28 protein-coding genes are annotated in these 24,883 nt (G+C 61.7%); 13 read left to right on the top strand and 15 right to left on the bottom strand.

All coding sequences use genetic code 11. The annotated features are described in order from the left end of the window. Window positions 1-75 precede the first annotated feature (75 nt). The 4 genes from HX807_RS23945 to HX807_RS23930 all read left to right on the top strand — a co-directional run bounded on the left by HX807_RS23945 (window position 76) and on the right by HX807_RS23930 (window position 5,249). Entirely contained in the window at window positions 76-318 is a 243-nt protein-coding gene (locus tag HX807_RS23945; RefSeq protein WP_003209964.1) for an exodeoxyribonuclease VII small subunit, read from the top strand. After that, window positions 315-1,202: a (2E,6E)-farnesyl diphosphate synthase gene (gene ispA, locus HX807_RS23940; RefSeq protein WP_008436503.1), complete on the top strand. Its 888-nt coding sequence runs from the start codon at window positions 315-317 to the stop codon at window positions 1,200-1,202. The genes HX807_RS23945 and ispA overlap by 4 nt, the downstream gene beginning before the upstream one ends. A gap of 110 nt (window positions 1,203-1,312) precedes the next feature. Continuing rightward, window positions 1,313-3,211, top strand: a complete 1,899-nt coding sequence (gene dxs, locus HX807_RS23935; protein ID WP_008436502.1) for a 1-deoxy-D-xylulose-5-phosphate synthase — start codon at window positions 1,313-1,315, stop codon at window positions 3,209-3,211. A gap of 142 nt (window positions 3,212-3,353) precedes the next feature. Beyond that, complete coding sequence (locus HX807_RS23930) at window positions 3,354-5,249, top strand: TonB-dependent receptor domain-containing protein (RefSeq protein ID WP_177020923.1); 1,896 nt, start codon at window positions 3,354-3,356, stop codon at window positions 5,247-5,249. Between the two features lie 107 nt (window positions 5,250-5,356). On the opposite strand, the gene HX807_RS23925 is transcribed toward HX807_RS23930, so the two are convergent. The 10 genes from HX807_RS23925 to nrdR form a co-directional block, all read right to left on the bottom strand. Then, window positions 5,357-6,154, bottom strand: a complete 798-nt coding sequence (locus HX807_RS23925) for a cobalamin-binding protein (protein WP_177051302.1) — start codon at window positions 6,152-6,154, stop codon at window positions 5,357-5,359. After that, on the bottom strand, window positions 6,154-6,573 hold the full coding sequence (locus HX807_RS23920) for a nuclear FMR1 interacting 1 family protein (protein WP_008436498.1): 420 nt from the start codon (window positions 6,571-6,573) through the stop codon (window positions 6,154-6,156). The genes HX807_RS23925 and HX807_RS23920 overlap by 1 nt, the downstream gene beginning before the upstream one ends. Beyond that, window positions 6,570-7,187: a GTP cyclohydrolase II gene (gene ribA / locus HX807_RS23915; RefSeq protein WP_003209983.1), complete on the bottom strand. Its 618-nt coding sequence runs from the start codon at window positions 7,185-7,187 to the stop codon at window positions 6,570-6,572. Before ribA ends, HX807_RS23920 begins: the two co-directional genes overlap by 4 nt. Before the next feature lie 128 nt (window positions 7,188-7,315). Further along, entirely contained in the window at window positions 7,316-8,269 is a 954-nt protein-coding gene (gene thiL / locus HX807_RS23910) for a thiamine-phosphate kinase (protein ID WP_177051300.1), read from the bottom strand. A gap of 18 nt (window positions 8,270-8,287) precedes the next feature. Then, window positions 8,288-8,788 (bottom strand): transcription antitermination factor NusB, encoded by a 501-nt coding sequence (gene nusB / locus HX807_RS23905; RefSeq protein ID WP_003209985.1) that lies wholly within the window; start codon window positions 8,786-8,788, stop codon window positions 8,288-8,290. Beyond that, on the bottom strand, window positions 8,785-9,261 hold the full coding sequence (gene ribE, locus HX807_RS23900; protein ID WP_003209986.1) for a 6,7-dimethyl-8-ribityllumazine synthase: 477 nt from the start codon (window positions 9,259-9,261) through the stop codon (window positions 8,785-8,787). Before ribE ends, nusB begins: the two co-directional genes overlap by 4 nt. 90 nt (window positions 9,262-9,351) lie before the next feature. Beyond that, window positions 9,352-10,443: a bifunctional 3,4-dihydroxy-2-butanone-4-phosphate synthase/GTP cyclohydrolase II gene (ribBA, locus tag HX807_RS23895; RefSeq protein ID WP_003209987.1), complete on the bottom strand. Its 1,092-nt coding sequence runs from the start codon at window positions 10,441-10,443 to the stop codon at window positions 9,352-9,354. A gap of 16 nt (window positions 10,444-10,459) precedes the next feature. Beyond that, the gene (locus tag HX807_RS23890) at window positions 10,460-11,137 is read right to left on the bottom strand and encodes a riboflavin synthase (RefSeq protein ID WP_003209988.1); all 678 of its coding nucleotides are present in this window, start codon (window positions 11,135-11,137) and stop codon (window positions 10,460-10,462) included. 34 nt (window positions 11,138-11,171) lie between these two features. After that, window positions 11,172-12,308, bottom strand: coding sequence for a bifunctional diaminohydroxyphosphoribosylaminopyrimidine deaminase/5-amino-6-(5-phosphoribosylamino)uracil reductase RibD (gene ribD / locus HX807_RS23885; protein ID WP_003209989.1), 1,137 nt, complete (start codon window positions 12,306-12,308; stop codon window positions 11,172-11,174). Further along, window positions 12,305-12,775, bottom strand: coding sequence for a transcriptional regulator NrdR (gene nrdR, locus HX807_RS23880; RefSeq protein ID WP_003209990.1), 471 nt, complete (start codon window positions 12,773-12,775; stop codon window positions 12,305-12,307). The genes ribD and nrdR overlap by 4 nt, the downstream gene beginning before the upstream one ends. 139 nt (window positions 12,776-12,914) lie before the next feature. Here nrdR and HX807_RS23875 point away from each other — a divergent pair, with 139 nt between their 5' ends. The 4 genes from HX807_RS23875 (at window position 12,915) to trxA (ending at window position 15,902) form a co-directional block, all read left to right on the top strand. Continuing rightward, window positions 12,915-13,373: a YbaY family lipoprotein gene (locus HX807_RS23875; RefSeq protein ID WP_003209991.1), complete on the top strand. Its 459-nt coding sequence runs from the start codon at window positions 12,915-12,917 to the stop codon at window positions 13,371-13,373. After that, entirely contained in the window at window positions 13,370-14,023 is a 654-nt protein-coding gene (locus HX807_RS23870; RefSeq protein ID WP_177051298.1) for a methyltransferase, read from the top strand. Before HX807_RS23875 ends, HX807_RS23870 begins: the two co-directional genes overlap by 4 nt. A 269-nt stretch (window positions 14,024-14,292) precedes the next feature. Beyond that, a complete protein-coding gene (locus HX807_RS23865) occupies window positions 14,293-14,997 on the top strand; it encodes an Abi family protein (protein WP_173883019.1) in 705 nt (234 codons plus the stop codon). 32 nt (window positions 14,998-15,029) lie between these two features. Beyond that, on the top strand, window positions 15,030-15,902 hold the full coding sequence (trxA, locus tag HX807_RS23860) for a thioredoxin (protein WP_003209995.1): 873 nt from the start codon (window positions 15,030-15,032) through the stop codon (window positions 15,900-15,902). 3 nt (window positions 15,903-15,905) lie between these two features. Here trxA and HX807_RS23855 read toward each other — a convergent pair whose 3' ends face one another. Next, window positions 15,906-16,253 (bottom strand): hypothetical protein, encoded by a 348-nt coding sequence (locus HX807_RS23855; RefSeq protein ID WP_003209997.1) that lies wholly within the window; start codon window positions 16,251-16,253, stop codon window positions 15,906-15,908. 135 nt (window positions 16,254-16,388) lie between these two features. Between HX807_RS23855 and HX807_RS23850 the strand changes: the two genes are divergently transcribed. From HX807_RS23850 to HX807_RS23830, 5 genes are all read left to right on the top strand, one after another. Then, window positions 16,389-17,000 carry a DUF2796 domain-containing protein gene (locus HX807_RS23850; protein ID WP_003209999.1) on the top strand — a complete coding sequence of 204 codons (612 nt, stop codon included), beginning with the start codon at window positions 16,389-16,391 and terminating at the stop codon, window positions 16,998-17,000. Window positions 17,001-17,148: 148 nt separating this feature from the next. Further along, the gene (locus tag HX807_RS23845) at window positions 17,149-17,859 is read left to right on the top strand and encodes an ABC transporter ATP-binding protein (RefSeq protein WP_008436477.1); all 711 of its coding nucleotides are present in this window, start codon (window positions 17,149-17,151) and stop codon (window positions 17,857-17,859) included. A 1-nt stretch (window position 17,860) separates the two neighbouring features. Further along, complete coding sequence (locus HX807_RS23840; RefSeq protein ID WP_003210004.1) at window positions 17,861-19,126, top strand: ABC transporter permease; 1,266 nt, start codon at window positions 17,861-17,863, stop codon at window positions 19,124-19,126. Between the two features lie 11 nt (window positions 19,127-19,137). Next, window positions 19,138-19,659, top strand: coding sequence for a DUF3299 domain-containing protein (locus HX807_RS23835; RefSeq protein WP_008436468.1), 522 nt, complete (start codon window positions 19,138-19,140; stop codon window positions 19,657-19,659). 96 nt (window positions 19,660-19,755) lie between these two features. Beyond that, entirely contained in the window at window positions 19,756-20,454 is a 699-nt protein-coding gene (locus tag HX807_RS23830) for an OmpW family protein (RefSeq protein WP_102369992.1), read from the top strand. A 98-nt stretch (window positions 20,455-20,552) separates the two neighbouring features. Here the strand turns inward: HX807_RS23830 and HX807_RS23825 are convergent, their stop codons facing one another. The 4 genes from HX807_RS23825 to HX807_RS23810 form a co-directional block, all read right to left on the bottom strand. Continuing rightward, window positions 20,553-20,915 (bottom strand): response regulator, encoded by a 363-nt coding sequence (locus HX807_RS23825; RefSeq protein WP_003210009.1) that lies wholly within the window; start codon window positions 20,913-20,915, stop codon window positions 20,553-20,555. A gap of 24 nt (window positions 20,916-20,939) precedes the next feature. Next, complete coding sequence (locus HX807_RS23820) at window positions 20,940-22,382, bottom strand: ATPase domain-containing protein (protein WP_102605741.1); 1,443 nt, start codon at window positions 22,380-22,382, stop codon at window positions 20,940-20,942. A 90-nt stretch (window positions 22,383-22,472) separates the two neighbouring features. Further along, a complete protein-coding gene (locus HX807_RS23815) occupies window positions 22,473-23,597 on the bottom strand; it encodes an ATP-binding protein (RefSeq protein WP_177051296.1) in 1,125 nt (374 codons plus the stop codon). A 243-nt stretch (window positions 23,598-23,840) separates the two neighbouring features. Next, window positions 23,841-24,731 carry a sugar nucleotide-binding protein gene (locus tag HX807_RS23810; RefSeq protein WP_008436463.1) on the bottom strand — a complete coding sequence of 297 codons (891 nt, stop codon included), beginning with the start codon at window positions 24,729-24,731 and terminating at the stop codon, window positions 23,841-23,843. Between the last annotated feature and the right edge of the window lie 152 nt (window positions 24,732-24,883).

The raw sequence follows: 24,883 nt of genomic DNA, 5'->3' as shown, positions 1-24,883 counted from the left end.
TCCCCCCACTCATTTGCCCCAATCCCCCATGTCTGCTAGTGTCGCGCCGGTTTACCGTCTACCGGAATAGCCGCCATGGCCCGCAAAAAAGTTGCACTCGATTTCGAACAATCCCTCGCCGACCTGCAAACCCTGGTCGAGCGTATGGAGAACGGCGAGTTGTCGCTGGAAGACTCGTTGACCGCATTCGAGCAAGGCATCGGCCTGACCCGCGACTGCCAGAGCGCCCTGGCGCAGGCGGAGCAGAAGGTCCAGGTGTTGCTGGAACGCGATGGGGAGTTGGCCGAAGAACCTTTCGATGCGGAACAGCCTGAATGATCGACGCTTATCAGGCCGGCAGCCAGGCCCGGGTCAATGCTGCGCTGGATCCGCTGTTTGTCGCGCCCAGCCCTGAGCTGAACCGCCTGTATGAGGCCATGCGCTACAGCGTGATGAACGGTGGCAAGCGCGTTCGCCCGTTGCTCGCCTATGCGGCCTGTGAAGCCCTCGGCGCCCAGGCGGAGGAAGCCAACGGCGCCGCCTGTGCGGTGGAGTTGATCCACGCTTACTCCCTGGTACACGACGATTTGCCGGCGATGGACGACGACGATCTGCGTCGCGGCCAGCCCACTACCCATAAAGCCTTTGATGAAGCCTGCGCGATTCTCGCCGGTGACGGCCTGCAAAGCCTGGCGTTCAGCGCCCTGCTGGACCCGCGCCTGAGCAGCGTCAACGCCGAGATCCGTCTGCGCATGGTTACCGCGCTGGCGCTGGCCGCAGGGCCTGCCGGCATGGTCGGCGGCCAGGCGATTGACCTGGGCTCGGTCGGTTTGAAGCTCGATCAACAAGCCCTGGAATACATGCACCGCCACAAGACCGGCGCGCTGATCGAGGCCGCCGTGCACCTCGGCGCCCTGGCCAGTGGTCGTGCCGAAGCTGCGCAACTGGCGGCGCTGCAAACCTACGCGCGGGCCATCGGCCTGGCGTTCCAGGTGCAGGACGATATTCTCGACGTTGAAAGCGATACCGCGACCCTCGGCAAGCGCCAGGGTGCTGATATCGCACGGGACAAGCCGACTTATCCTTCGCTTCTCGGGCTGGAAGCCGCCAAGGCGTACGCCCTGGAGCTGCGGGACCAGGCCCTGGATGCCCTGCGACCTTTCGACGCGGCTGCCGAGCCACTGCGTGACCTGGCGCGGTATATCGTCGAACGTCGCCACTGACAACAGCGGCCTTTTCCACCGCATATCAGCCAAGTTCGGCGCTCTGCGTGGGCAGTTTGCGATGCTTGAGGTAAACTGCCGCCTCTTCTATACCTATAACGATTCGCCTGATGCCCACGACGTTTCAAGAGATTCCCCGCAAGCGCCCGGCCACGCCCCTGCTGGACCGTGCCAACACGCCAGCCGGCCTGCGCCGCCTGGGTGAAGCCGAGCTGGAAACCCTGGCCGATGAGTTGCGCCTGGAATTGCTCTACACGGTCGGCCAGACCGGTGGGCATTTCGGTGCCGGCCTGGGCGTCATCGAGCTGACCATTGCGCTGCATTACGTATTCGACACTCCGGACGACCGGCTGGTGTGGGACGTGGGTCATCAGGCCTATCCGCACAAGATTCTCACCGGACGCCGCGAGCGCATGGCCACACTGCGCCAGAAGGATGGCATCGCCGCCTTCCCGCGCCGCTCCGAGAGCGAGTACGACACCTTTGGCGTCGGCCACTCCAGCACCTCTATCAGTGCAGCGTTGGGCATGGCGATTGCCGCCCGCCTGCAAAACAGCGATCGCAAGGCGATTGCGGTGATCGGTGATGGCGCGTTGACCGCCGGCATGGCCTTCGAGGCGCTGAACCACGCGCCGGAAGTGGACGCCAACATGCTGGTGATCCTCAACGACAACGACATGTCGATCTCGCGCAATGTCGGTGGCCTGTCGAATTACCTGGCAAAAATCCTCTCCAGCCGCACTTACGCAAGCATGCGTGAAGGCAGCAAGAAGGTGCTCTCGCGTCTGCCCGGCGCGTGGGAAATTGCCCGTCGTACCGAAGAATATGCCAAGGGCATGCTGGTTCCCGGCACCCTGTTCGAAGAGCTGGGCTGGAACTACATCGGCCCGATCGACGGCCATGACCTGCCAACCCTGATCGCCACCCTGCGCAACATGCGTGACCTTAAAGGCCCGCAGTTCCTGCATATCGTGACCAAGAAAGGCAAAGGCTTCGCCCCGGCGGAAGTCGACCCGATTGGTTACCACGCGATCACCAAGCTGGAACCGCTGAACGCCCCGGCCGCCGCGCCGAAGAAGCCCAGCGGGCCAAAGTATTCCGGTGTGTTCGGCGAATGGCTGTGTGACATGGCCGCCGCCGACCCGCGCCTGGTGGGCATCACCCCGGCGATGAAGGAAGGTTCCGACCTGGTGGCGTTCAGCGAGCGTTTCCCGCTGCGCTATTTCGACGTGGCCATCGCCGAGCAACACGCGGTGACCTTCGCCGCGGGCATGGCCTGTGAAGGCGCCAAGCCGGTAGTCGCGATCTACTCTACGTTCCTGCAACGCGGTTATGACCAGTTGATTCATGACGTCGCGGTGCAGAACCTCGACGTACTGTTCGCCATCGACCGTGCGGGCCTGGTGGGCGAAGACGGCCCGACCCATGCCGGCAGCTTCGACCTCTCGTACCTGCGCTGCATCCCCGGCATGCTGGTGATGACCCCGAGCGACGAGAACGAACTGCGCAAGATGCTCAGCACCGGCCACCTGTACAACGGCCCGGCGGCTGTGCGCTATCCGCGGGGGAATGGTCCGAATGCGGTGATCGAAAAGGACCTTGAGCCTATCGAAATCGGCAAGGGTATCGTCCGCCGCCAGGGCAGCGGCGTTGCCTTGCTGGTGTTCGGCGTGCAATTGGCTGAAGCCTTGAAAGTGGCCGAGAAGATCGACGCCACGGTGGTAGACATGCGTTTCGTCAAGCCACTGGACGAGGCCCTGGTGCGCGAGATCGCCGGCAGCCATGAGCTGCTGGTGACCATCGAAGAAAACGCCATCATGGGCGGCGCCGGTGCGGCAGTCAGTGAGTTCCTGGCACGGGAGAATATCCTCAAGTCGGTGCTGCACCTGGGCTTGCCGGATGTGTATGTCGAGCATGCCAAGCCGGCGCAGATGCTGGCCGAGTGCGGGCTGGATGAATCCGGGATTGAAGCTTCGGTTCGTCAGCGCATGGCCCTGCTGGGCCTGTAGAAACGCGATTAAAAATGTGGGAGCGGGCTTGCTCGCGAAAGCGCTGGGTCAGTCGACAGATGCATTGACTGACACTGCGCCTTCGCGAGCAAGCCCGCTCCCACATTTGTTTTATGCCAACTTCAAATGCTACGGACAGCCCATGAACCGCCTTCGCCTCGCCCTGCCCCTTCTGTTACTGCCCGCCACCGACCTGCTCGCCGACAGTTTCGAACGCGACCAAGCCCTCAAGCTGCCCGACATGGTGATCAGCGCCAACCGCCAGGTCCAGGCGCGCAACGACAGCAGCGCCGCCAACACCGTCTTCACCCGCGACGACATCGACCGCCTGCAACCCACCAGCGTGACCGACTTGCTCAGCCGCGTGCCCGGGGTGCAGGTTTCACAGGCCGGTGGCCGTGGCAGTCTGGCAAGCGTCTACATTCGTGGCACCAAGTCGGCCCAGAGCCTGGTGCTGGTCGACGGCCAGCGCATCGGCAACTCGACTTCCGGCGACAGCAACCTGCAGCACCTGAACATCCAGCAGATCGAACGCGTGGAAGTCCTGCGTGGTTCGCGCTCGGTGATCTACGGCAGCGATGCGATTGGCGGGGTGATCCAGATTTTCACCCGGCGTGGTAACGAGTCCGGCCTGCAACCCCGCCTGCATGTGGGATTTGGCAGCAACCAGACATGGGAACGCAGCCTGGGCTTGTCCGGCGGCGATGCGCAAACCCGCTTCAACCTCGGCGCCAGCCTGGATGACACGGCCGGAATCAATCGCACGTACGACTCCTATCCCAGCGACCGTGACCATGACGCCTATCGCAACCAGGCCATCAGTTTCAGCCTGAGCCATGCCTTCAACGATGACCTCGAAGCGGGTGTGAACGTGCTGGATAACCGCGGCAAAAGCGAATTCGACAACCCGTTCGGTCGCTTCGATTCGACCACCTTCCAAAGCTTCCAGCAAAAGCCCTACACCCACTTCACCGTGAGCAGTGTCAGCACCTATGTTGACGCGCGTATCAATGACACGTGGAAGTCCCGGCTGGAAGCGGGCCACAGCGAAAACCGCGAAGAAACCCGGGACAAGCTCAGCACCGAACGCAGCGTGTTCAACACTTACCGCAACTCACTGAATTGGCAGAACGACCTGACCCTCAATGAGCAGAACAGCCTGATCCTGGGCGGCGACTGGTACGAGGACCAGGTCAACAGCAGCACAGCGTTCGCCGAAGACAGTCGCTGGAATCGAGCGGCGTTTATCCAGCACCGTTTTCAAGCCCAGTCCTTTTCCACCGAACTGGGCCTGCGTCGCGACGATAACCAACAGTTCGGCGGCCACAACAGCTGGAGCGGCACCTTCACCCTGCCGCTGAACCCGGACAATGATCTGTTGCTGAGCTACAGCGAAGGCTTCCGCGCGCCTACGTTCAACGACCTCTACTACCCGGACGAATTCGGCTTCAAAAACAGTAACCCGAACCTCAAGCCCGAGACATCGAAAAGCTACGAAGTGCAGTGGCGCAGCCAGCTCAGCGACAGCAGCCGACTGGAAGCCTCGCTGTACCGCACCGATATTCAGGACGCGATCGTGTTTGCCAGCAACGGCCCGCAAAACGTCAGCGCCGCACGCATCAACGGCTTCGAGGCGGCGCTCAAGCAAGAACTGTTCGGCTGGCAAAGCAGCCTCGCCGTTGCATTGATCGACCCACGCGACCGCGACACCGGGCGCACACTGGCGCGTCGAGCCCGGCGCACCCTGAGCCTGGACCTGGATCGCCAATTCGATCAATTCGGCGTCGGTGCCAGCTGGCAAGCGGTCAGCAGCAGCTACGACGATGCGGCGAACCAGCAACGCCTGGGCGGGTATGGCTTGCTGGGGCTACGGGGCAGTTGGGCGGTGAACCATGAAGTCACGCTGGAAATGAAGCTCGATAACCTGCTGAACAAGGACTACAGCCGGGCGCTGTATCAGTATCAAGGCCAGCAATATGGCTATCGGGAAGAAGGCCGGGCACTGATGTTCGGGGTGACCTGGACGCCGGAACTCTAAGTCGCCTGCACCGGCCTCATCGCGGGCAAGCCCGGCTCCCACAGGGGACCGTGCTTATCCAGACGACTCGGTCAAATGTGGGAGCTGGCTTGCCTGCGAAAGCGGTCTCACAGCCCCGGAGCAAGAACCTGACACAACCGCGCCACCGCTTCCAGCATCTGCCCGCTGGGCCGTTCCAGGCCCTTGTCGGGCACCAGCAGCAAATGCCCGTTCGCTACCGCCGCCACCTGGGGCCAGGCCTTCCAGGCATCCAGCTGCGCTTGATCGCCCGCCAGAATCACCTCGGGATTACGCTGCAACACCGACTCAATGCTGACCTGCGGTGCCGGTAATTTCAGGTCATCGAACACATTGCGCGCGCCGCACACACTCAGCGCATCGCTGATGATCTGCCCGCCACCCACGGTGTACAGCGGCTGGTTCCACACCTGATAAAACACCCGCAACGGCTCGGCCCGGTGATAGCGTGAGCGCAACTCGGCCAAGCGCTGACGCAACTGCGCGGCCAATTGCCGGCCGGCGTCATCCCGCCCGAGTTGCCGGGCAATGGTTTCGACCTGTGAGGTGAGTTGTTCGAGGCTGTGGGGTTCGGCGACAAATACCGGGATGTTCAGGCGTTGCAGCTGTTCACGCGGGCCCGGGCCGACGCTGCCGGGCCAAATCAGGATCAGGTCGGGCTTGAGGCTGAGCAGCCGTTCCATGTCCAACTGCCCGTAGTTGCCCACAGACGGCACGTTCGCCAACGCCTGTGGCCGCTCGCCGCCATCCAGCACGCCCACCAGTAACTCGGCCGCACCCAGCTCAACGACGATTTCAGACAAGGAAGGCGCAAGGCTGACCACCCGCTCAACCGCCGCAGCCTGGGCCGCGACTGCCATCAACAACACCGCCAGCCAGACGCGCATCAACCCAACTGGCGCGGGATGCGGTAGAGGTAGAACAGCACCAGGGTCGACAATGCCAACAGAAACAGCGGCACCGCTTCCAGCCCGACAAACACAGCCAGCGCGCCGACCCAGGCCGGCAGTGCAGCCACCAGCAACGCCACACGACGGCGGGCCGCGAGGGTGATCCAGGCAGCCGGTTCTTCAGGGGTATCGAGGGCTTTGCCGGTGGCGATCAGCGCGTGTTTATAGCCGTGAAAGTAACGCAGGCTGACAAACATCGAGGCTACGCCGGCGATAAAAAACGGCATCGCCAGCACCGGCAGCAGAGGCTCGGCCTTGCCAAACACGAGGTTGATCACAAACAACGGCGCCAGCGCCAACGCCAGGTATTGCCACCAGTTAAACGACAGTCGCCGCTTGACCTGGCCGCGCGTCACGCCCGGTCGGCCTCGCCCTGGTGCTCGTTGCCCATCATGTGGTCGAGCTTGCTGGCCTTGGTGGCCAGGTAGAGCTTGTTGTGCGGGTTGTGGCCGGTGTGCAGCGGCACGCGCTCGGCGACGGTGATGCCCATGTCGGTCAAGGCTTTGACCTTGCGCGGGTTGTTGGTCATCAGCCGCAGGGATTTGACGCCCAGGTGCTGGAGCATCGGCAGGCAGATCCCATAGTCGCGCTGGTCAGCGGCAAAACCGAGGCGCTCGTTGGCTTCCACAGTGTCGGCGCCGCCATCTTGCAGCTCATAGGCGCGGATCTTGTTCAGCAGGCCAATGCCACGGCCTTCCTGACGCAGGTACAGCAACACGCCACGGCCTTCGCGGGCGATGGCCTGCAGGGCGGCTTCCAGTTGCGAGCCGCAGTCACAGCGCTGGCTGAACAGCGCATCGCCGGTCAGGCACTCGGAGTGCACGCGACCGAGGACCGGGGCACCGTCCGCCACGTCACCGAGGCTGAGAACAACGTGTTCGCGCCCGGTGGCTTCTTCGAGAAAGCCATTCATGGTGAACGTGGCAAAAGGGGTTGGCAGCTTGGAAGCGGCGACGAAAACGACGGGCACCTTGTGCTCCTGATTTCAGATTTCACAGGGGAGGGATTGTAACAGTAGGTTCCTACAGACGCTTAAGCTGAATTATCGCTAATAAAGATCAATAGGTTCGATTGGCCTTCAGCTTGGTTCTATGCCTTTCAGAAATGTTGATAGCCACGAATGGCCGGCGTGACGTCCTGGCCAGACGCATCCAGCAGGGTAACGCCCTGCCCCGCCTCGACCCGGCCGATTACATGGACCGGTACACCGGCGGCCAACAGCGGCGCCAGTTCGGCGGGCGGCAAGGTGAACGCCAGTACGTAGTCGTCCCCCCCGCTCAACGCGGCCACCCGGGCATCCGCCTCACCGACGAACGCCAGCAAGGCGGCGGACAACGGCAGTTTTTGCTGCTCGATCAACAAGCTGACAGCCGACGCCTTGGCGATATGCCCGCAATCAGCTAAAAGGCCGTCGGAAATATCCATGGCAGACGTGGCCTTGCCCCGCAACGCCAAGCCCAGCGCCAACTGCGGTTGCGGCGACCAGTAATGGGCCAGCAGCGGCTCGGCGATAGCCGCCTCCGCCGTGCGCTGCCCCAGGACCAGCGGCAAGGCGCCCGCTGCGTTACCCAGCTCACCGCCCACACACAGCAAGTCGCCAGGCCGCGCGCCGCTGCGGGTCAAGGCCTGGCCCGCCGGCACCCGGCCAAACACGGTCATGGTCAGGCTCAGCGGCCCACGGGTGGTGTCGCCACCCACCAGAACCACGCCACAACCCTGGGCCATGGCGTTCAAGCCCTGGGCATAGCGTTGCAGCCAATCGGCATCAACCGTCGGGGTGGTGAGGGCAAGGGTAAACGCGAGGGGATTGGCGCCCATGGCCGCCAGATCGCTGACTGCCAGGGCCAGCGAGCGCTGGCCGAGCAGAAACGGATCGCAGGGGTCGGCAAAATGCACGCCGGCCACCAGGGTATCGGTAGAAATCGCCAGCTGTTCCCCGGGAGGAACAGCCAGCAAGGCGCAGTCGTCGCCAATCCCCAGTGCAATGCCTTCGCCGCCCTGCGCACAGGGCGCGGCGGCGAAGTAGTTGCGGATCAGCTCAAACTCGCCCATTGCGTCAGCAAGCGCCAGTTAGCGCTTGTACGCCTTCACTTCGGCTTCACGCAGGCGCGGGGCCAGCTTGTCGAGCACGCCGTTGACGAACTTGTGACCGTCGGTGGAACCGTAGACTTTCGCCAGTTCGATCCCTTCGTTGATCACAACGCGGTAAGGCACGTCGACGCGCTTGAGCAGTTCCCAGGTGGACAGGCGCAGTACGGCCAGTTCAACCGGGTCCAGCTCTTCGATCGCCAGGTCCAGGCACGGCGTCAGTGCAGCGTCGATCTCCGCCAGGTTGGCCGGAACACCGTGCAGGATGTCGTGGAAGTAGCTGGCATCGGCCGCGCTGAAATCGTTGTCGACGCGAAACTGCGCCTCGATTTCGTTCAGCGAGGTTTTCGCCATGTGGCGCTGGTACAAAGCCTGGGTCGCGAGCTGGCGGGCCGAACGACGCTTTTCGCTTTTCGATGGCTTGCCGGCGTCTGCCGGGCGCGGGTCCTGGGGGTTGAACTGATCGCTGTCGTCGCTAATCACTTGGCCTCCAACTGCGCCAGCAGGCTGACCATTTCCAGGGCGGACAGGGCAGCTTCAGCACCTTTGTTGCCGGCCTTGGTGCCGGAACGCTCGATGGCTTGTTCGATGGAATCAACGGTCAGCACGCCAAAGGCGACCGGCACGCCGAACTCCATGGACACCTGGGCCAGGCCCTTGGTGCATTCGCCAGCCACGTATTCGAAGTGCGGAGTGCCGCCACGAATGACCGCGCCCAGGGCGATGATCGCCGCGTATTCACCCTGCTGTGCAACTTTCTGCGCAACCAGTGGAATTTCGAAGGCGCCAGGAGCGCGGATGATAGTGATGTCGCTTTCGCTCACACCGTGGCGAACCAGGGCATCCACGGCACCGCTTACCAGGCTTTCAACCACGAAGCTGTTGAAGCGGCCAACCACCAGGGCATAGCGGCCTTTGGGGGCGATGAAGGTACCTTCGATGGTCTTCAGGGTCATTCGACAAATCTCTTAAAGAGCCGGGACGCGCTTAGTGCGCGCCCCTCAGTGATATTTGAACCGCGAACAAGGGGCAAACAACGCCGGCCTTTATTCGGAGGGCACGTATTCTACTACTTCCAGGTCGAAACCGGATATGGCATTAAATTTCATTGGCGCACTCATCAGGCGCATTTTGCGCACGCCCAGGTCCCGCAGGATCTGCGAACCGGCCCCGACGATGCTGTAGGTGGTCGGTTTTTTCACCGGCGCGTGGTCGGCGGTTTCGCGGATATGCGCCAGCAGCACGTCGCCATCCAGCGGATGGCCCAGCAGCAATACAACACCGCTGCCGGCCTCGGACACCGCGGACATCGCGGCCCGCAGGCTCCAGCGCCCCGGCTGCTTGACCATCAGCAGGTCCCGCAGCGGGTCCATGTTGTGCACCCGCACCAGGGTCGGCTCTTCAGCGCAGATGGTGCCCAGGGTCAGGGCCATGTGCACGTCGCCTTCCACGGAATCGCGATAGGTCACCAGGTTGAACTGGCCCAGTTCGCTGTCCAGCGGCTGCTCGGCAATCCGCTGAACGGTACGTTCGTGGATCATCCGGTAGTGGATCAGGTCGGCAATGGTGCCGATCTTGATGTTGTGCAGCGCGGCAAATTCTTCCAGCTCGGCGCGACGGGACATGGTGCCGTCGTCGTTCATCACTTCGCAGATCACACCGCTCGGCTCGAAACCGGCCATGCGCGCCAGGTCGCAGGCCGCTTCGGTGTGGCCGGCGCGAGCCAGGGTGCCACCCGGCTGGGCCATCAGCGGGAAGATGTGGCCAGGGCTGACGATATCTTCGGCCTTGGCGTCTTTCGCGGCAGCGGCTTGTACGGTGCGGGCGCGGTCAGCAGCGGAGATACCGGTGGTGACACCGGTAGTGGCTTCGATGGACACGGTGAACTTGGTGCCAAACCCGGAACCATTGCGCGGCGCCATCAACGGCAGCTTCAACAACTCGCAGCGCTCGCGGCTCATCGGCATGCAGATCAGGCCACGGGCGTGCTTGGCCATGAAGTTGATGTGTTCCGGCTGGCAGCACTCGGCGGCCATGATCAGGTCGCCTTCGTTCTCGCGGTCTTCGTCATCCATGAGGATGACCATCTTGCCTTGGCGGATGTCTTCAACCAGTTCTTCGATGCTGTTGAGCGCCACGCGGCACCCCCTTGGGTCAGGATTTAAGGTAGCCGTTAGCGGCTAAAAAACTTTCAGTGATGTTCCCGGCGGGCCCTTGAAGAGAGTCAGACTCTGCGGCCTTATCGCCCAACAACAGGCGCTCCAGGTAACGGGCAAGCAAGTCCACTTCCAGGTTCACCCGGCGACCCGGCTGGTACGACGCCATGATGGTTTCGCTCAGGGTGTGGGGAATGATGGTCAGTTCAAATTCGGCGCCATTCACGGCGTTCACCGTCAGGCTCGTGCCGTCGACGGTGATCGAGCCTTTGTGGGCGATGTACTTGGCCAGCTCTTTCGGTGCGCGAATGCGAAATTCCACGGCACGCGCGTTTTCGCTGCGGGCAACCACTTCGCCGACCCCGTCGACGTGGCCGCTGACCAGGTGCCCACCGAGACGGGTGGTCGGGGTCAGGGCTTTTTCCAGGTTCACCGGGCTGCCGCTCTTGAGGTCGTTCATCGCGGTGCAGTCCAGGGTTTCCCGGCTGACATCGGCGGCAAAGCCGTTGCCAGGCAATTCGATGACGGTCAGGCACACACCGCTGACGGCGATGCTGTCGCCCAGTTTGACGTCGCTCAGGTCGAGCTTGCCGGTTTCAACCAGCAGGCGTACATCGCCGCCTTTTGGGGTCATTGCACGGATGCTGCCGATGGATTCGATAATGCCGGTGAACATGCCGTTCTCCTGAAGACGTGGCGCAGGCCAGGAATTATACGCTCGCTGATGGCAGAGGGATGGCAGTGACTCTCCAGTCATCGCCAACAGCGCGCATTTCAGTGATCTTGAGTTGGGGGGCGTCGGCCAGTTTCTCAAGCGGCCAGTCCAGCAAAGGCCGGGCGGCAGAGCCAAGAAACTTGCCGGCGACGAATATCACGTACTCGTCCACCAGCCCTTGCTGGGCGAAGGCACCCGCCAGGCTTGGGCCGGCTTCCACCAACACTTCGTTGACACCACGGGCCGCCAGGGCCACCAGCGCGGAACGCAGGTCGACCTGGCCGTCGACACCCGGCACCACCAGGCACTCGGGGCCTGTGGGGTACTGGTTGTCCGGCGTCACGCAGGTGATGACCAGCGCGGGGCCAGCCTTGAAGAACGGCGCATTCAGCGGCACCCGCAGGCGGCCGTCGATCAGCACACGCAGCGGCGGACGGGACATCGCCAGGGCGGTGGTTTCTTCATCCAGGCCCAGCTCGGCGGCGCGCACGGTCAGGCGAGCACCATCGGCCAGCACCGTGTCGGCGCCGGTCAGCACCACACTGGCCTGGGCACGCAGGCGCTGCACAGCGGCACGGGCGGCCGGGCCGGTGATCCATTGGCTTTCGCCGTTGGCCATCGCGGTGCGACCGTCCAGGCTCATGGCCAACTTGACCCGCACAAACGGCAGGCCATGCTCCATGCGCTTGAGAAAGCCCGGGTTAAGCGCCCGCGCTTCGTTTTCCAGCAAGCCGCTGTGGGTCTCGATCCCGGCCTGGGCCAGGCGGCGCATGCCACGCCCGGCGACTTCCGGATTCGGGTCCTGCATCGCTGCCACCACACGGGCCAGGCCGGCATTCACCAAGGCATCGGCGCACGGCGGTGTGTGCCCGTGGTGGCTGCACGGTTCAAGGGTCACGTAGGCCGTGGCGCCCCGGGCTTTGTCGCCCGCTGCCCGCAGGGCATGGACTTCCGCATGGGGTTCGCCGGTGCGCACGTGCCAGCCTTCGCCGACAACCTGCCCGTCACGCACGATCACGCAGCCAACCCGGGGGTTGGGGTGGGTGGTGTACAGGCCCTTGCGCGCCAGTTCCAGGGCACGGGCCATGTAATGGGCGTCGAGTACCGCTTGTTCTGCCGAAGGTGGGTTCATTCTTTTACCGGCTCACGGGCCAGGCGGTCGATCTCTTCGCGGAACTCGTTGAGGTCCTGGAAGCGTCGATACACCGAGGCGAAACGGATATAGGCGACTTCGTCGAGCTTTTGCAGCTCGCCCATCACCAGTTCTCCAACCACCAGGGATTTGACTTCGCGCTCGCCGGTGGCGCGCAGCTTGTGCTTGATATGCACCAGTGCCGCTTCCAGCCGCTCGACACTCACCGGGCGTTTTTCCAGGGCGCGCTGCATTCCGGCGCGCAGTTTTTCTTCGTCGAAAGGCTGGCGACTGCCGTCGGTCTTGATCAGACGTGGCAATACCAGTTCGGCGGTTTCGAAGGTGGTGAAACGTTCACCGCAGCCAGAGGCCAGGCATTCACGCCGGCGACGCACCTGTTCGCCCTCGGCGACCAGACGCGAGTCAATGACCTTGGTGTCGTTGGCACCGCAGAAGGGACAGTGCATGGTGGCAGGCAACAAAAAATGGGAGGGCCATGGTAGCGCATCCCTGTGGCAAGACAAGCCATAGCCTTTACGGTATATAGGCTGACTATTATGTTTCATATTTTTTAAGCCACGGATTTTGTCCTTTCTGGAGCCGTACATGCAGTTACGACCACTTGTTTTGCTCACGTTGCTCGGTTTTCTGGTCGCCTGCAGCAGCCATGCCCCAAAACCTGCGGCGCCGGCTCCGGCACCGCAACAAGAGAAAAAACTGCCGGGTGTGGAAGAAGATCTCGGCCCGTTGCCCGCCTACCAGCGTGAGGTCAGCGGCCAATTGAACGGTATACCGGCGGGTGCCGAAGTCGAACTGGCGCTGCTGGTGATCGACGACCGTTCGCGCCCGCAACAACTGCTGGCCAGCAGCGTGCTGATCGGCAACAACAAGCCCCTGGCCTTCCGCCTGCGCTTCAACCCGCAAGCGTTCCCGGCGGGCGGGCGCGTTGAATTGCGTGGTCGCGCCAGCCAGTCCGGCCAGTTGATCCTGCACCTGCCGCCGGTGCGCATCACCCAGGCGATCACCCAGACCACCGGGCCGCTGCAACTCGTTCCCGCACCATGACGCCACCGCTGGACCTGCAACGCGCACTGAGCGAACTGATCGGCGACGCCCAACTGGTGCCCTGCCCGCTGCCGGGCACCGAGTTGTCGCTGTGGTTACTGGACGCCGACAACATGGACCGCGCCTTCAGCCCCGAAGAAACCCGGCGCATCCTGCATGAGCCGCCGTACTGGAGCTTTTGCTGGGCCAGTGGCCTGGCGCTGGCGCGATACCTGGCGGCCAACCCCGAGTGGGTCGCGGGTAAGCGGGTGCTGGATTTCGGCGCAGGTTCGGGTGTTGCCGGGATTGCCGCGGTAAAGGCCGGAGCGCTGGAAGTGGTGGCGTGCGACCTGGATCCGCTGGCCCTGGCTGCCTGCCGGGCGAATGCCGAACTCAACGGCGTAACACTGGGCTATTCAGAAGACTTCTTCACCGAAGCCGACCGGTTTGACCTGATCCTGGTCGCCGATGTGCTGTACGACCGGGCGAACCTGCCGCTGCTGGATCAATTCCTGACACGCGGCCGCGAAGCGCTGGTCGCCGATTCCCGGGTTCGGGACTTCCAGCACCCGGAGTATCAGCGCCTGGGTATCCTCGACGCCCTGACACTGCCCGACCTGGCCGAGCCGTGGGAGTTTCGCAAGGTGAGCCTGTACCATTCGCAGCGATAGTCGCGCCTATCAAACCCGCAAATCTCCAGTAACAGATGGGCTAAGACAGTCTTCAGCGTAGCGTGGAAAATGGCCGCCTCTCGCACGCTACCTGGACGACCAAACGGTATGCCAAACCCCCGATTTGCATCCGTCGCCTCTTGCTCAAAAAGCTTGCAAACGTTACCGCTACTGCCTAATCTTTGCCGCAATACACCCGCCATGCCTCTGGTCGCGCAAGTGACTAAGCACAAATTGTGCGGGTTTTTTATGCCTGGCGTTTTTTGGGCATGAGAACGTTCGACAAACCTGCCATTGATGTCCCCTCCCAGATAGAACTGCTCAAACAACGTGGCTTGCTCATTCAAGATGAAGCTCGTGCGCAGTGTTTCTTGCAGTCCGTCAGTTTTTTCCGATTGAGCCCCTACATGCGCCCTTTTCAGCAATCGGGGGATGTCGATCATCGATTTCGCGATGGCACAGGTTTTCGTCAGCTAACTCGACTCTACGACTTTGACCGCAGGCTTCGATTGTTGAGCATGGATGCCATTGAACGCGTGGAAATAGCGACCCGCTCGATGATCAGTAACCATATGGGGCCCAACTATGGCAGCCATTGGTATACCGATATCGGAATGTTTCAACAGGCATTTGACCACCAACGCCTACTCGCAACATTGCAGTCCAAGCAATGTGCCGCTATCCGAGACTATGAGCGCGAATGCCTGCGAATAGATCGGTTGCAAGCCGAAAGCGGTCGCAAAGCCCATCTCAAACGCCAGAGAGCAAAAGAGAGTTACGCCCGACACTACCCCACCACCTACGACCAACCACCACTCATGCCCGGCTGGGCAATGCTGGAAGAACTCACACTCGGCGACCTGTCCCACTCAAAGCGATGGGTTTTCCTCAAGACTGGTACCAGGACCCTTTCTGGCATCCTGTACGCGCTTAATCGCGGCATAGCTTCCGGTCGCCTCCTCCAGTCTTTATAGTTGCCCCATTCCTGCTTTCTTCGAGATTCCCCATGAGTGAGCCCACGCCGTACATCTTCGATGCCACCACCGCCACCTTCGATCAGGCGGTGATCCAGAACTCCTTCGAAAAACCCGTGCTGGTGGATTTCTGGGCCGAGTGGTGCGCGCCGTGCAAGGCGTTGATGCCGATGCTCGCGCAGATTGCCGAGAGTTATCAGGGTGAGTTGCTGCTGGCCAAGGTCGATTGCGATGCCGAGCCGGACGTGGTCTCGCGCTTTGGCATTCGCAGCCTGCCGACCGTGGTGCTGTTCAAGGATGGCCAGCCAGTGGATGGGTTTGCCGGTGCGCAGCCTGAATCCGCCGTGCGCGCGATGCTGGAGCCCCATGTGCAGATGCCACCACCGGCGGCTGCCGATCCACTGGAGCAGGCCCAGGCGCTGTTTGCCGAAGGCCGTATCACCGACGCCGAGGCCGTGCTGGTCACCCTGCTTGGCGAAGACAACACCAACGCCGCCGCGCTGATCCTGTACGCACGCTGCCTGGCCGAGCGCGGTGAACTGGGCGAAGCGCAAACCGTGCTCGACGCGGTCAAGAGCGATGATCACAAGGCCGCACTGGCCGGCGCCAAGGCGCAGATCACTTTCCTGCGCCAGGCCGCCGACCTGCCGGACGCCGCAGACCTGAAAGCCCGCCTGGCGCAAAACCCGCAGGATGACGAGGCGGTGTACCAACTGGCCGTGCAACAACTGGCGCGCCAGCAATACGACGCCGCGCTGGATGGCTTGCTCAAGCTGTTCATCCGCAACCGCAGCTACAGCGAAGGCCTGCCCCACAAGACGCTGCTGCAGGTGTTCGAACTGCTCGGCAACGATCATCCGCTGGTCACCGTGTACCGCCGCAAGCTGTTCGCCGCGCTGTATTAAGCCTTACTCGATCCAACTGTACAGCGGCGTATCCCCGCCGCTGGCTACCTTGACCTTGGCGCTATGGCGCAGGCGCACCAGCAGGCGCTTGCCCGCCGAGGCGCTGCCGGCCAGGCCTTCCAACTGATCAAGCAATTCCAGGCCGTTGAGTTGCCCGGCCTTGCGCAGTAAATCCTGGGCGGCCTGCCACAGGCTCTCGTCCAGGTTACCCGCCGCCGGCGTCACTACCGGTTCCGCACTCGGGGTTTTGCTGGCCTGCAACTGCGCGCCCAGCCGGGCCCAATCGCCGTCATCCAGCTCCAGGGTCAAGTCCACCGGCAGGTCACCGACGGTTCCACGAATTCTCAACATCGCACTTACTCCCGCACTTTTCTGACGAGCATGCTCCCACGCGTCTTGCGCTACGCCAAGCAGGCGGTCAAACTCCTCGCAAAATTGTTATAAGATCACATAACAAAACTTTCATCTTTGTCCGGGAGCTCCACCATGCGCCGTTTGCTGCTCGCTTTGCCGTTTGCCCTGTTGCCACTGGCCATCGCCCAGGCTGCCGACGAGCACGACCATGATCACGAGCACGGCAGCCTCGGTGCCCACGAACACGGCGTGGGTCGCCTCAATGCGGTGCTCGACGGCCAGGCCCTGGAGCTGGAACTGGACAGCCCGGCGATGAACCTGGTGGGCTTCGAACACCTCGCTACAACGTCCGCCGACAAAGCCAAGGTCGCCGCTGCCCGCAAACAACTTGAACAACCTTTGGTGCTGTTCAGCCTGCCCAAGGCCGCCGGTTGCGTGATCAGCACCCAGGAACTGAACAGCCCGCTGTTCGGCGACAAGCCTGAAGCCGACCACGATGAAGACGATGACGACCACGCCACCGATGGCAAAGGCGCCGCCGCCCACGAACATCACCACGACCACAGCGAAATCCACGCTCACTACCAGTTCACTTGCGCCACGCCGACCGCCCTGAGCAACCTCGACCTGACCCAGGTGTTCAAGACCTTCCCCGCCACCCAGAAAATTCAGGTACAACTCATTGGCCCGAGCGGCCAGCAGGGTGTGGAAGCGACGGCCACAGCAGCCACCCTGAAATTCTGATGTAAACACCACACTGTAGGAGCTGGCTTGCCTGCGATGGCATCACCGCGGTGTTTCTGGAGCACCGCGGCGTCTGCATCGCAGGCAAGCCAGCTCCTACAGTTGATCGGTGTCATCATCCAAATCGAGCCAGACCACTGACCTCCCTATGACCCAAGCACTTATCGAACTGTCTGACCTGGGCTTCAATTGGCCCGGTCACCCACAGTTGCTGGACATCCCCACGTTCCGCCTGGAGCCGGGGGAAACCCTGTTCCTCAAGGGCCCCAGCGGCAGTGGCAAGACCACCCTGCTGGGCCTGTTGGGCGGTGTGCAAAAGCCCAGCCGGGGCAGCATTCGCCTGCTGGGCCAGGAGCTGACCGAACTCTCGGCCGGCGCCCGCGACCGTTTCCGGGTCGACCACACCGGCTACATCTTCCAGCAGTTCAACCTGTTGCCGTTTCTCTCGGTGCGCGAGAACGTCGAGTTGCCCTGCCACTTTTCAACGTTACGGGCGCAGCGGGCAATCCAGCGTCACGGCAGCGTCGACCAGGCTGCCGCGACCTTGCTCGCCCACCTGGGCCTGAAGGACAAGAGCCTGCTGGAGCGCCGCGCCGACTCCCTGTCCATCGGCCAACAACAACGGGTGGCCGCTGCCCGTGCGCTGATCGGCCAGCCGGAGCTGGTGATCGCCGACGAGCCGACCTCGGCCCTGGACTACGACGCCCGGGAAGCCTTCATTCAGTTGCTGTTCGCCGAATGCCGCGAAGCAGGCGCCAGCCTGTTGTTCGTCAGCCATGACCAGAGCCTGGCGCCGCTGTTCGACCGCAACCTGTCGCTGGCCGAACTCAATCGCGCCGCCACGCCCGCAGAGGTTTGAGATGTATTTGTTTCGACTAGCCATGGCCAGCCTGGCTAACCGCCGCTTTACCGCGATCCTCACCGCCTTCGCCATCGCCCTGTCGGTGTGCCTGTTGCTGGCGGTGGAACGGGTACGCACCGAAGCCCGCGCCAGCTTCGCCAGCACCATCAGCGGTACCGACCTGATCGTCGGCGCGCGCTCCGGCTCGGTGAATTTGCTGCTGTATTCGGTGTTCCGCATCGGCAACGCCACCAACAACATTCGCTGGGACAGCTACGAGCACTTCGCGGCCAACCCGCAGGTAAAATGGGCGATCCCGATTTCCCTTGGCGACTCCCACCGTGGCTACCGCGTGATGGGCACCAACGAATCCTATTTCGAACACTATCAATACGGCCGCCGGCAGAACCTGGAACTGGCCAGCGGCCGCGCCTTCGCCACCGATCCATTCGAAGTGGTGCTCGGCGCCGAAGTGGCCGACGCGCTGCATTACAAGCTCGGCGACAAGCTGGTGCTGGCCCACGGCGTGGCGGTGGTCAGCCTGGTCAAGCACGACGACAAGCCCTTCACCGTGGTCGGCATTCTCAAGCGCACCGGCACTCCGGTGGACCGCACACTGCATATCAGCCTCGGGGGCATGGAAGCGATTCACATCGACTGGCACAACGGCGTGCCGGCCCAGGGCAAAGGCCGGATCAGCGCCGACCAGGCTCGCAACATGGACCTGACGCCCCAAGCCATCACCGCGTTCATGCTCGGTTTGAACAACAAGATTTCCACCTTCGCCCTGCAACGGGAGATCAACGAGTTCCGTGGCGAGCCGATGCTGGCGATCCTGCCGGGCGTGGCGCTGCAAGAACTGTGGAGCATGATGGGCACGGCTGAAAAAGCGCTGTTCGTGATCTCGCTGTTCGTGGTACTGACCGGTTTGATCGGCATGCTCACCGCGATCCTCACCAGCCTCAACGAGCGCCGCCGGGAAATGGCAATCCTGCGTTCGGTGGGCGCACGGCCCTGGCATATTGCGACCTTGCTGATCTTCGAAGCCTTCGCCCTGGCATTGTCGGGCGTGATCGCCGGCGTCGGGCTGCTGTATGTGTGCATCGCCGCGTCGCGCGGGTATTTGCAGGCCAATTACGGCCTGGACCTGCCGCTGTCGTTGCCGAGCGAATATGAATGGACTTTGTTGGGCGGTATTCTCGTCGCAGCCCTGCTGATGGGCAGCGTGCCGGCCTGGCGCGCCTACCGGCAATCGTTGGCCGACGGCCTGTCGATACGTTTATGAGGAAGCTGTTGATGCGTCGCGTCGTGCTCGCACTGTTACTGCTGGTGGCCCTGCCCGTGTGGGCTGAAGACCAGCCCAAGGACCTGTCGTGGCAGGAGATGATCCCGCCGGACGCGCCGCCGGAAATCCCCAACATGAAACCGCTGCACGACTTGTCGGGCATGGCCGATGCGTTGTCGGTGGAGTCAGCGCCGGCCGCCAAGCAGGACCTGCCCAACGCGCCGGTCGTACAAAGCCTGGACGGCAAGCACATCCGCCTGCCGGGTTATATCGTGCCGCTGGAAGTCAGCGAGGAAGGCCGCACCACGGAGTTCCTGCTGGTGCCGTATTTCGGCGCCTGCATTCACGTGCCGCCACCGCCGTCGAACCAGATCGTGCATGTCAAAAGCGAAGTCGGCGTGAAGCTCGACGAGTTGTATCAGCCGTACTGGATCGAAGGCCAGATGCAGGTCAAACCGTCCAGCAGTGAACTGGCCGATGCCGGCTACCAGATGGATGCCGACAAGATCTATGTGTACGAGTTGCAGGAATAACCCGTGATTGCGCTTTCATTGAGCTGAGTCAAAAGCTCGAACGTTACGATCTTTACCATTGGACACAAGCAATTAATAACGTCCTTTGGAGCTCCCATGAACAAGTCCCTGCTCGGCGCGTCGCTTGTCGCGCTCGCCCTCGTCGCCCCTGTTGCCCACGCTCACGAAGCGGGTGACATCCTGATTCGCGCCGGTGCCATCACCGTCAACCCGAAAGCGGACAGCAGCAGTGTCAAGGTTGACCAGGGCCCGCTGGCCGGGACCAACCTGGGCGGCAAGGCGACCATGAGCAGCGACACTCAACTGGGTTTGAACTTCGCCTACATGTTCACCAGCCACTGGGGTATCGAACTGCTGGCGGCCACGCCGTTCGAACATGATGTGAAGATCAAGAACACCGCCCTGGGCGCTGCCAACGGCAAGCTCGGTACGCTGAAGCACCTGCCACCGACCCTGAGCGTCGTGTACTACCCGCTGGACAGCAAGTCGGTATTCCAGCCGTACATCGGCGCCGGTATCAACTACACCTGGATCTACGACGAGCACGTCGGCAGCCGCGCCGAGCAGGCCGGCTTCAGCAACTTCAAGGCGGAAAACTCCTGGGGTTGGGCGGCGCAGATCGGTGCGGACTACATGATCAACGACAAGTGGATGATCAACGCCCAGGCGCGCTACATCGACATCAGCACCAAGGCCACCGTGGACAACAACGCGCTGGGCCAGGGCACTCGGGCCAAGGTCAATGTGGATGTTGACCCGATGGTGTACATGGTCGGTATTGGCTACAAGTTCTAGGTTCTACCCAAGGCCCTGTTGTACAGGGCCTTTTTTGTGAGGCTTCCCCTGGAGGCAAGCGCCAATCAGAAGCCAGGCACACGCCCGTGTGCTGCGATTCAGGCTTCAGCCAGGAGTTGGCGAACTTCAGCGATGACCAAGTCAATGTTGAACGGCTTTTTCAACACCGCATTGAACAAGTCCGACCGCTCCATACCAATATGTGCCTGGGCTCCGCTGATCAGAATGATGGGCAAGTGTTTGACTGCCGGCAGAGCACGAACCGCTTCGGCAAACTCCTGGCCATCCATGACCGGCATCATGAAGTCGGTGATGATCAACGCTGGCCGCTCGCGCTCCAGGACCTCGAGTGCTTTCTGGCCATTGCTCGCTTTTACGACCATGTACCCCTCATCCTCCAGCGCATAGCCGAGAATGTCAGCGATCAAATACTCGTCGTCGACGACCAGGATGGTGGTCATGTCAATTCAACCCGAATCAGAGACTTAGGACGTTGAGCCCGGCAGCGAAGAATCATTAGGGACAGCCAATGCATTTCTTGATGCCTTCTTCAGGTCAACGCCGTTTTCATGGATTACCACTTCAAGAAGCGAAGGATCGTAGAAGCTATCTCGTACCTTAAGAATCGAAAGCATTCTTCTTAGTTCAGATTGAATCTCGAAGAAACGCATCAGCAGCAGGTTATCGACAATACTGGACAGGTCCGGAGTCGGAGAACTGACCTCCGAACCAAAAACGTCACGCATCTCCCATGAGGCAAATACCGTTACGCCACGGGCACGAAGCTCGCTCATCAGGGCGCTGTAGAAATCAGTGATACGTGCCGGGTTTGTCGACACTCGGGTCATGCCGCTCAAGCTGTCGATGAACAGGCGCTTGATGCCCTTTTCCTCAACTATTTTCAGCAGACGTGCGCCGAGACCGTCGAGCAGGCCTTCTGTCGTGGGTTGCCAGGCAAGACTCAGCGCACCAATTTCTTCCATACCCTTGATATCAATACCCAGCGATTGGCCTTTGAGGCGTAACCGCTGCGGGCTTTCATAAAAACCGAAATGCAGGCCCGGCGCTTCCACTGTCGACTCAGCGAGGAACCGGAGCCCCAATGTGGTTTTCCCGACGCCGGAAGGCCCCATGACGAGGGTAACGGAGGAACTGTGCAGGCCACCGCCGATGATGGCGTCCAGCGAACCGATGCCGCTGGTGATACGCGTCAGATCAGCACTGTCAGGTAAAGACGGATGGCTGTAGAGGCTTTCCAGACGCGGATAAACCACCAGGCCATCGTCGGTGATTTCACACTCGTGCAATCCGGTCAGTGCACCACTGCCCCGAGTCTTGCGCAATTGAATACGGCGCACTGAACGGCTGCCGTGAAGCTCTTCACCCATCTCGATCACACCATCAACCATGGTGTGCTCAGGACTGCCGTCGTCCAACCGGGAACTGGTGAGAAACAGCACCGTACAACCGGCGAACGCAGCGTGCCCTTGCAGCTCGGAAATGAATTTCTTGGTGTCGATGGGCGAGTCAGCCTTGGAGCGTGCATTGAGCAAGCCGTCGACCACTAACACGGTGGCCTTCTGGCGACTGATCTCACGCCGAAGCAGCTTGACCACTTCATCGAGACCGTCGTTCTCAAGGGTGTCAAATGCACTGACGAACTGAATTTCGGCCCCCACCCGGGAAACATCAAAGAAGTTCAGGGTCGAGAGGAACTGAAATAAACGGTCGTGGGACTCGGCCAGCAACGTGGCCACCAGTACTCGGCCCCCGTTGCGCGCATGATTGAATCCCAGTTGATTGGCGAGGATGGTTTTACCCGATCCTGGGCGCCCCTGGATAATGTAGGAGGCACCTGCGACTAGCCCGCCCTTGAGCAGAGCATCCAGCCCTTCTATTCCGCTTTGAAGGCGATTTAGCTTTTCCACAATGCAACCCTGATGTGAACAACAGGCTCTTAAGCCGAAGGTTTACGATGCTAACTCCATTTGTGCAATCGGGCTATCCACTCATCCCGTTCAAGCGCGGGGCAAATAAAGCGTGAACGTACTTCCCTGCCCCAGACGACTCTCGACCCTGACCTCTCCCCCCGACTGTTTGGCAAAACCCAATACCTGACTGAGCCCCAGCCCACTTCTCTGGCCTTTGCCTTGGGTGGAGAAAAACGGTTCAAAGATTCTATCGAGGCTGAACGGAGCGATACCCGAGCCATTGTCTGTGATGGACACGGCAACAAAACGCCCCTTGATAAGGGGATAGCCATCGGACGCAGGGATAAGGTCCATCGACTCAACACGGATGACCAGCTCCCCCTTATCCATCATGGCGTCGCGGGCGTTCATGACCATATTGAGAATGGCCGCTTCAAACTGTCCTGGGTCGACGTGAACAACGCAGGGTAATTCTGCGGACTCGATGCGTACGTGGATGCCTGTGCCAACCCGCACAGCAATCGTATCGGCCATGGCCAACGTGCTTGAATTGACGTCCAGCGGTGCGGGATGCAGGGCTTGCCTGCCAGCGAAGGACAGCAATTGACTGGTGAAATGAGAACCACGCTCCACCGCCTCGGAAATGGCTTCCACCAGGCGCAGCCGCCGCTCTTCCGATACGGAAGGACGCTTCAAAAGATCCGCTGAAGAACGTATCACCGTCAGCAGATTATTAAAGTCATGAGCCACTCGGCCTGTTACCCGCCCCAGCGCGTCCATCTTCTGCGACTGAAGTGACTGCTCTTGGCTCACATCCTGAACGGTTCCCGTCATCGTGACGGGTAGACCATCATCGGCATAACGGGGTCTTGCGCACACGTGCAGCCAGCGAGTTTCACCGATTGGCGTGATGACACGGTAGCGAACGTCGTAGTCGCCACGTTGAGCGATTGAGCGATCCCACGCTTCGGCCACTCGACGCTTGTCTTCGGCGTGCACCAAGCGCTGCATGTGTTCATAGCTGAACGGTACGTGAGGTTCGAGTCCGAATTTGAGGCGGCAAGTGGCTGAGGTCTTCAGCTCGCCCGTCGTCAAATCCAGGCGCCATATACCAAGCCCGGCGGCACTCAAAGCGAACTGCAGGTCGTGCGCTTCCTCATACACATCATCGTGAGGCGGCGGCGAACCATTCACCGGAGAGTTTGTTGCCATGATGGGTAGGGCTCCTCTTTTAGGCTGCCCATGGCTGGATGGGCGAAGTCTTCTTCTGAATGCAGACTTTTGCTTTTGCTGAACGAGCCGTAAGCACAATCAATCCCTATTGGCATGGATGACCGGGCGCACCAAAGGTTTCAAATTTTTCGTATGCCGTGGCGCATCCGACTTGCCAACACATATCACTTTTAACCGTTCGCGCACCGCCACAAAAAAAGGCGCCTGTTTCAGGCGCCTTTTTTATGTTTGACCGTGTCGATAGAACCGGTCGAGCAACGCCGGCAGCCCGGCCCGCCATGCCCGTGGCTTGATGCCGAAGGTGTGGAGGATTTTCTTGCAGGCCAGCACCGCGTGTTGCGGCTCGTCGGCTGCATCCGGACGGGCGGCGTGGGCCTGGGCGGTCGGAGCTTCCACGGCCAGCGGGTGGAAGTTGCGCGCTTCGGTCAGGATCGCCTGCCCCAGCGCCAGCGGGGTAGTCGCTTCGTGGCCGGCATAGTGATAAGTGCCCCACAACGGCGCGGCGCAATCCAGTTGCTTAAGCACCGAAATGATCACCCGCGCGGCATCGTCCACCGGCGTCGGGTTGCCCCGGCGGTCGTCGGCCATCAGCAGTTCGTCAGGTTTTTCGGCACGGGCCAGGAAGCGCCCGAGGGTGCCGTCGACGCTGTCATCCAGCAGCCAGCCGAAACGCAACAGCACGTGCTGCGGGCAGGTGGCGCGTACGCTCTGCTCGATGCGCCACAACGCCTGGCCTCGCAGGCCCAAGGGCACGGGTTCGTCTTTCTCGCTGTAGGCGGTGGCGCGGGAGCCGTCGAACACCCGGTAGCTGGACGGTTGCAGCAGGGTGATGCTGTGGTGCTGGCACAGTTCAGCCAGGCGCTCGATCGCATATTCCTGGGCGGCCAGGCGTGTCTCGCTGACCGTCTCCGCCTGAAACCAGTCGAAGTAATAGGCGAGATTGATCAAGGCATCGGGACGGGTGTCGTCGAGCAGTTGCGTGAGGCTCGCGGCATCCCAGCCGTCTTGGGGCGGGCGCGGGGCGAGGAAACCGATGTCTTCCTCCGCACCGAGGCGAATCAGCGCCTGCCCGAGGGCATTCCCGCCGCCCAGTAACATAAGGCGCATTCGCATAGATTGAGCAGGCCCGGTCTGTTTGGAACGATGGTTATTATCGACAGGCTTGTGAGCCATGCCGTTGGCATTTGCCAGAATCGTTGCATTTTGCGGGTTTGTAGCGCAACCGTCACTTATAAAGTGCGCCGCCGATTGCGGCCGGGGGGTTT

Origin of the sequence: Pseudomonas sp. D8002, assembly GCF_013385695.1 — a bacterium.
GTDB lineage: Bacteria > Pseudomonadota > Gammaproteobacteria > Pseudomonadales > Pseudomonadaceae > Aquipseudomonas.
Note: the sequence above shows the minus strand (reverse complement) of the source record. Positions and strands in the feature narration are given on the sequence as shown.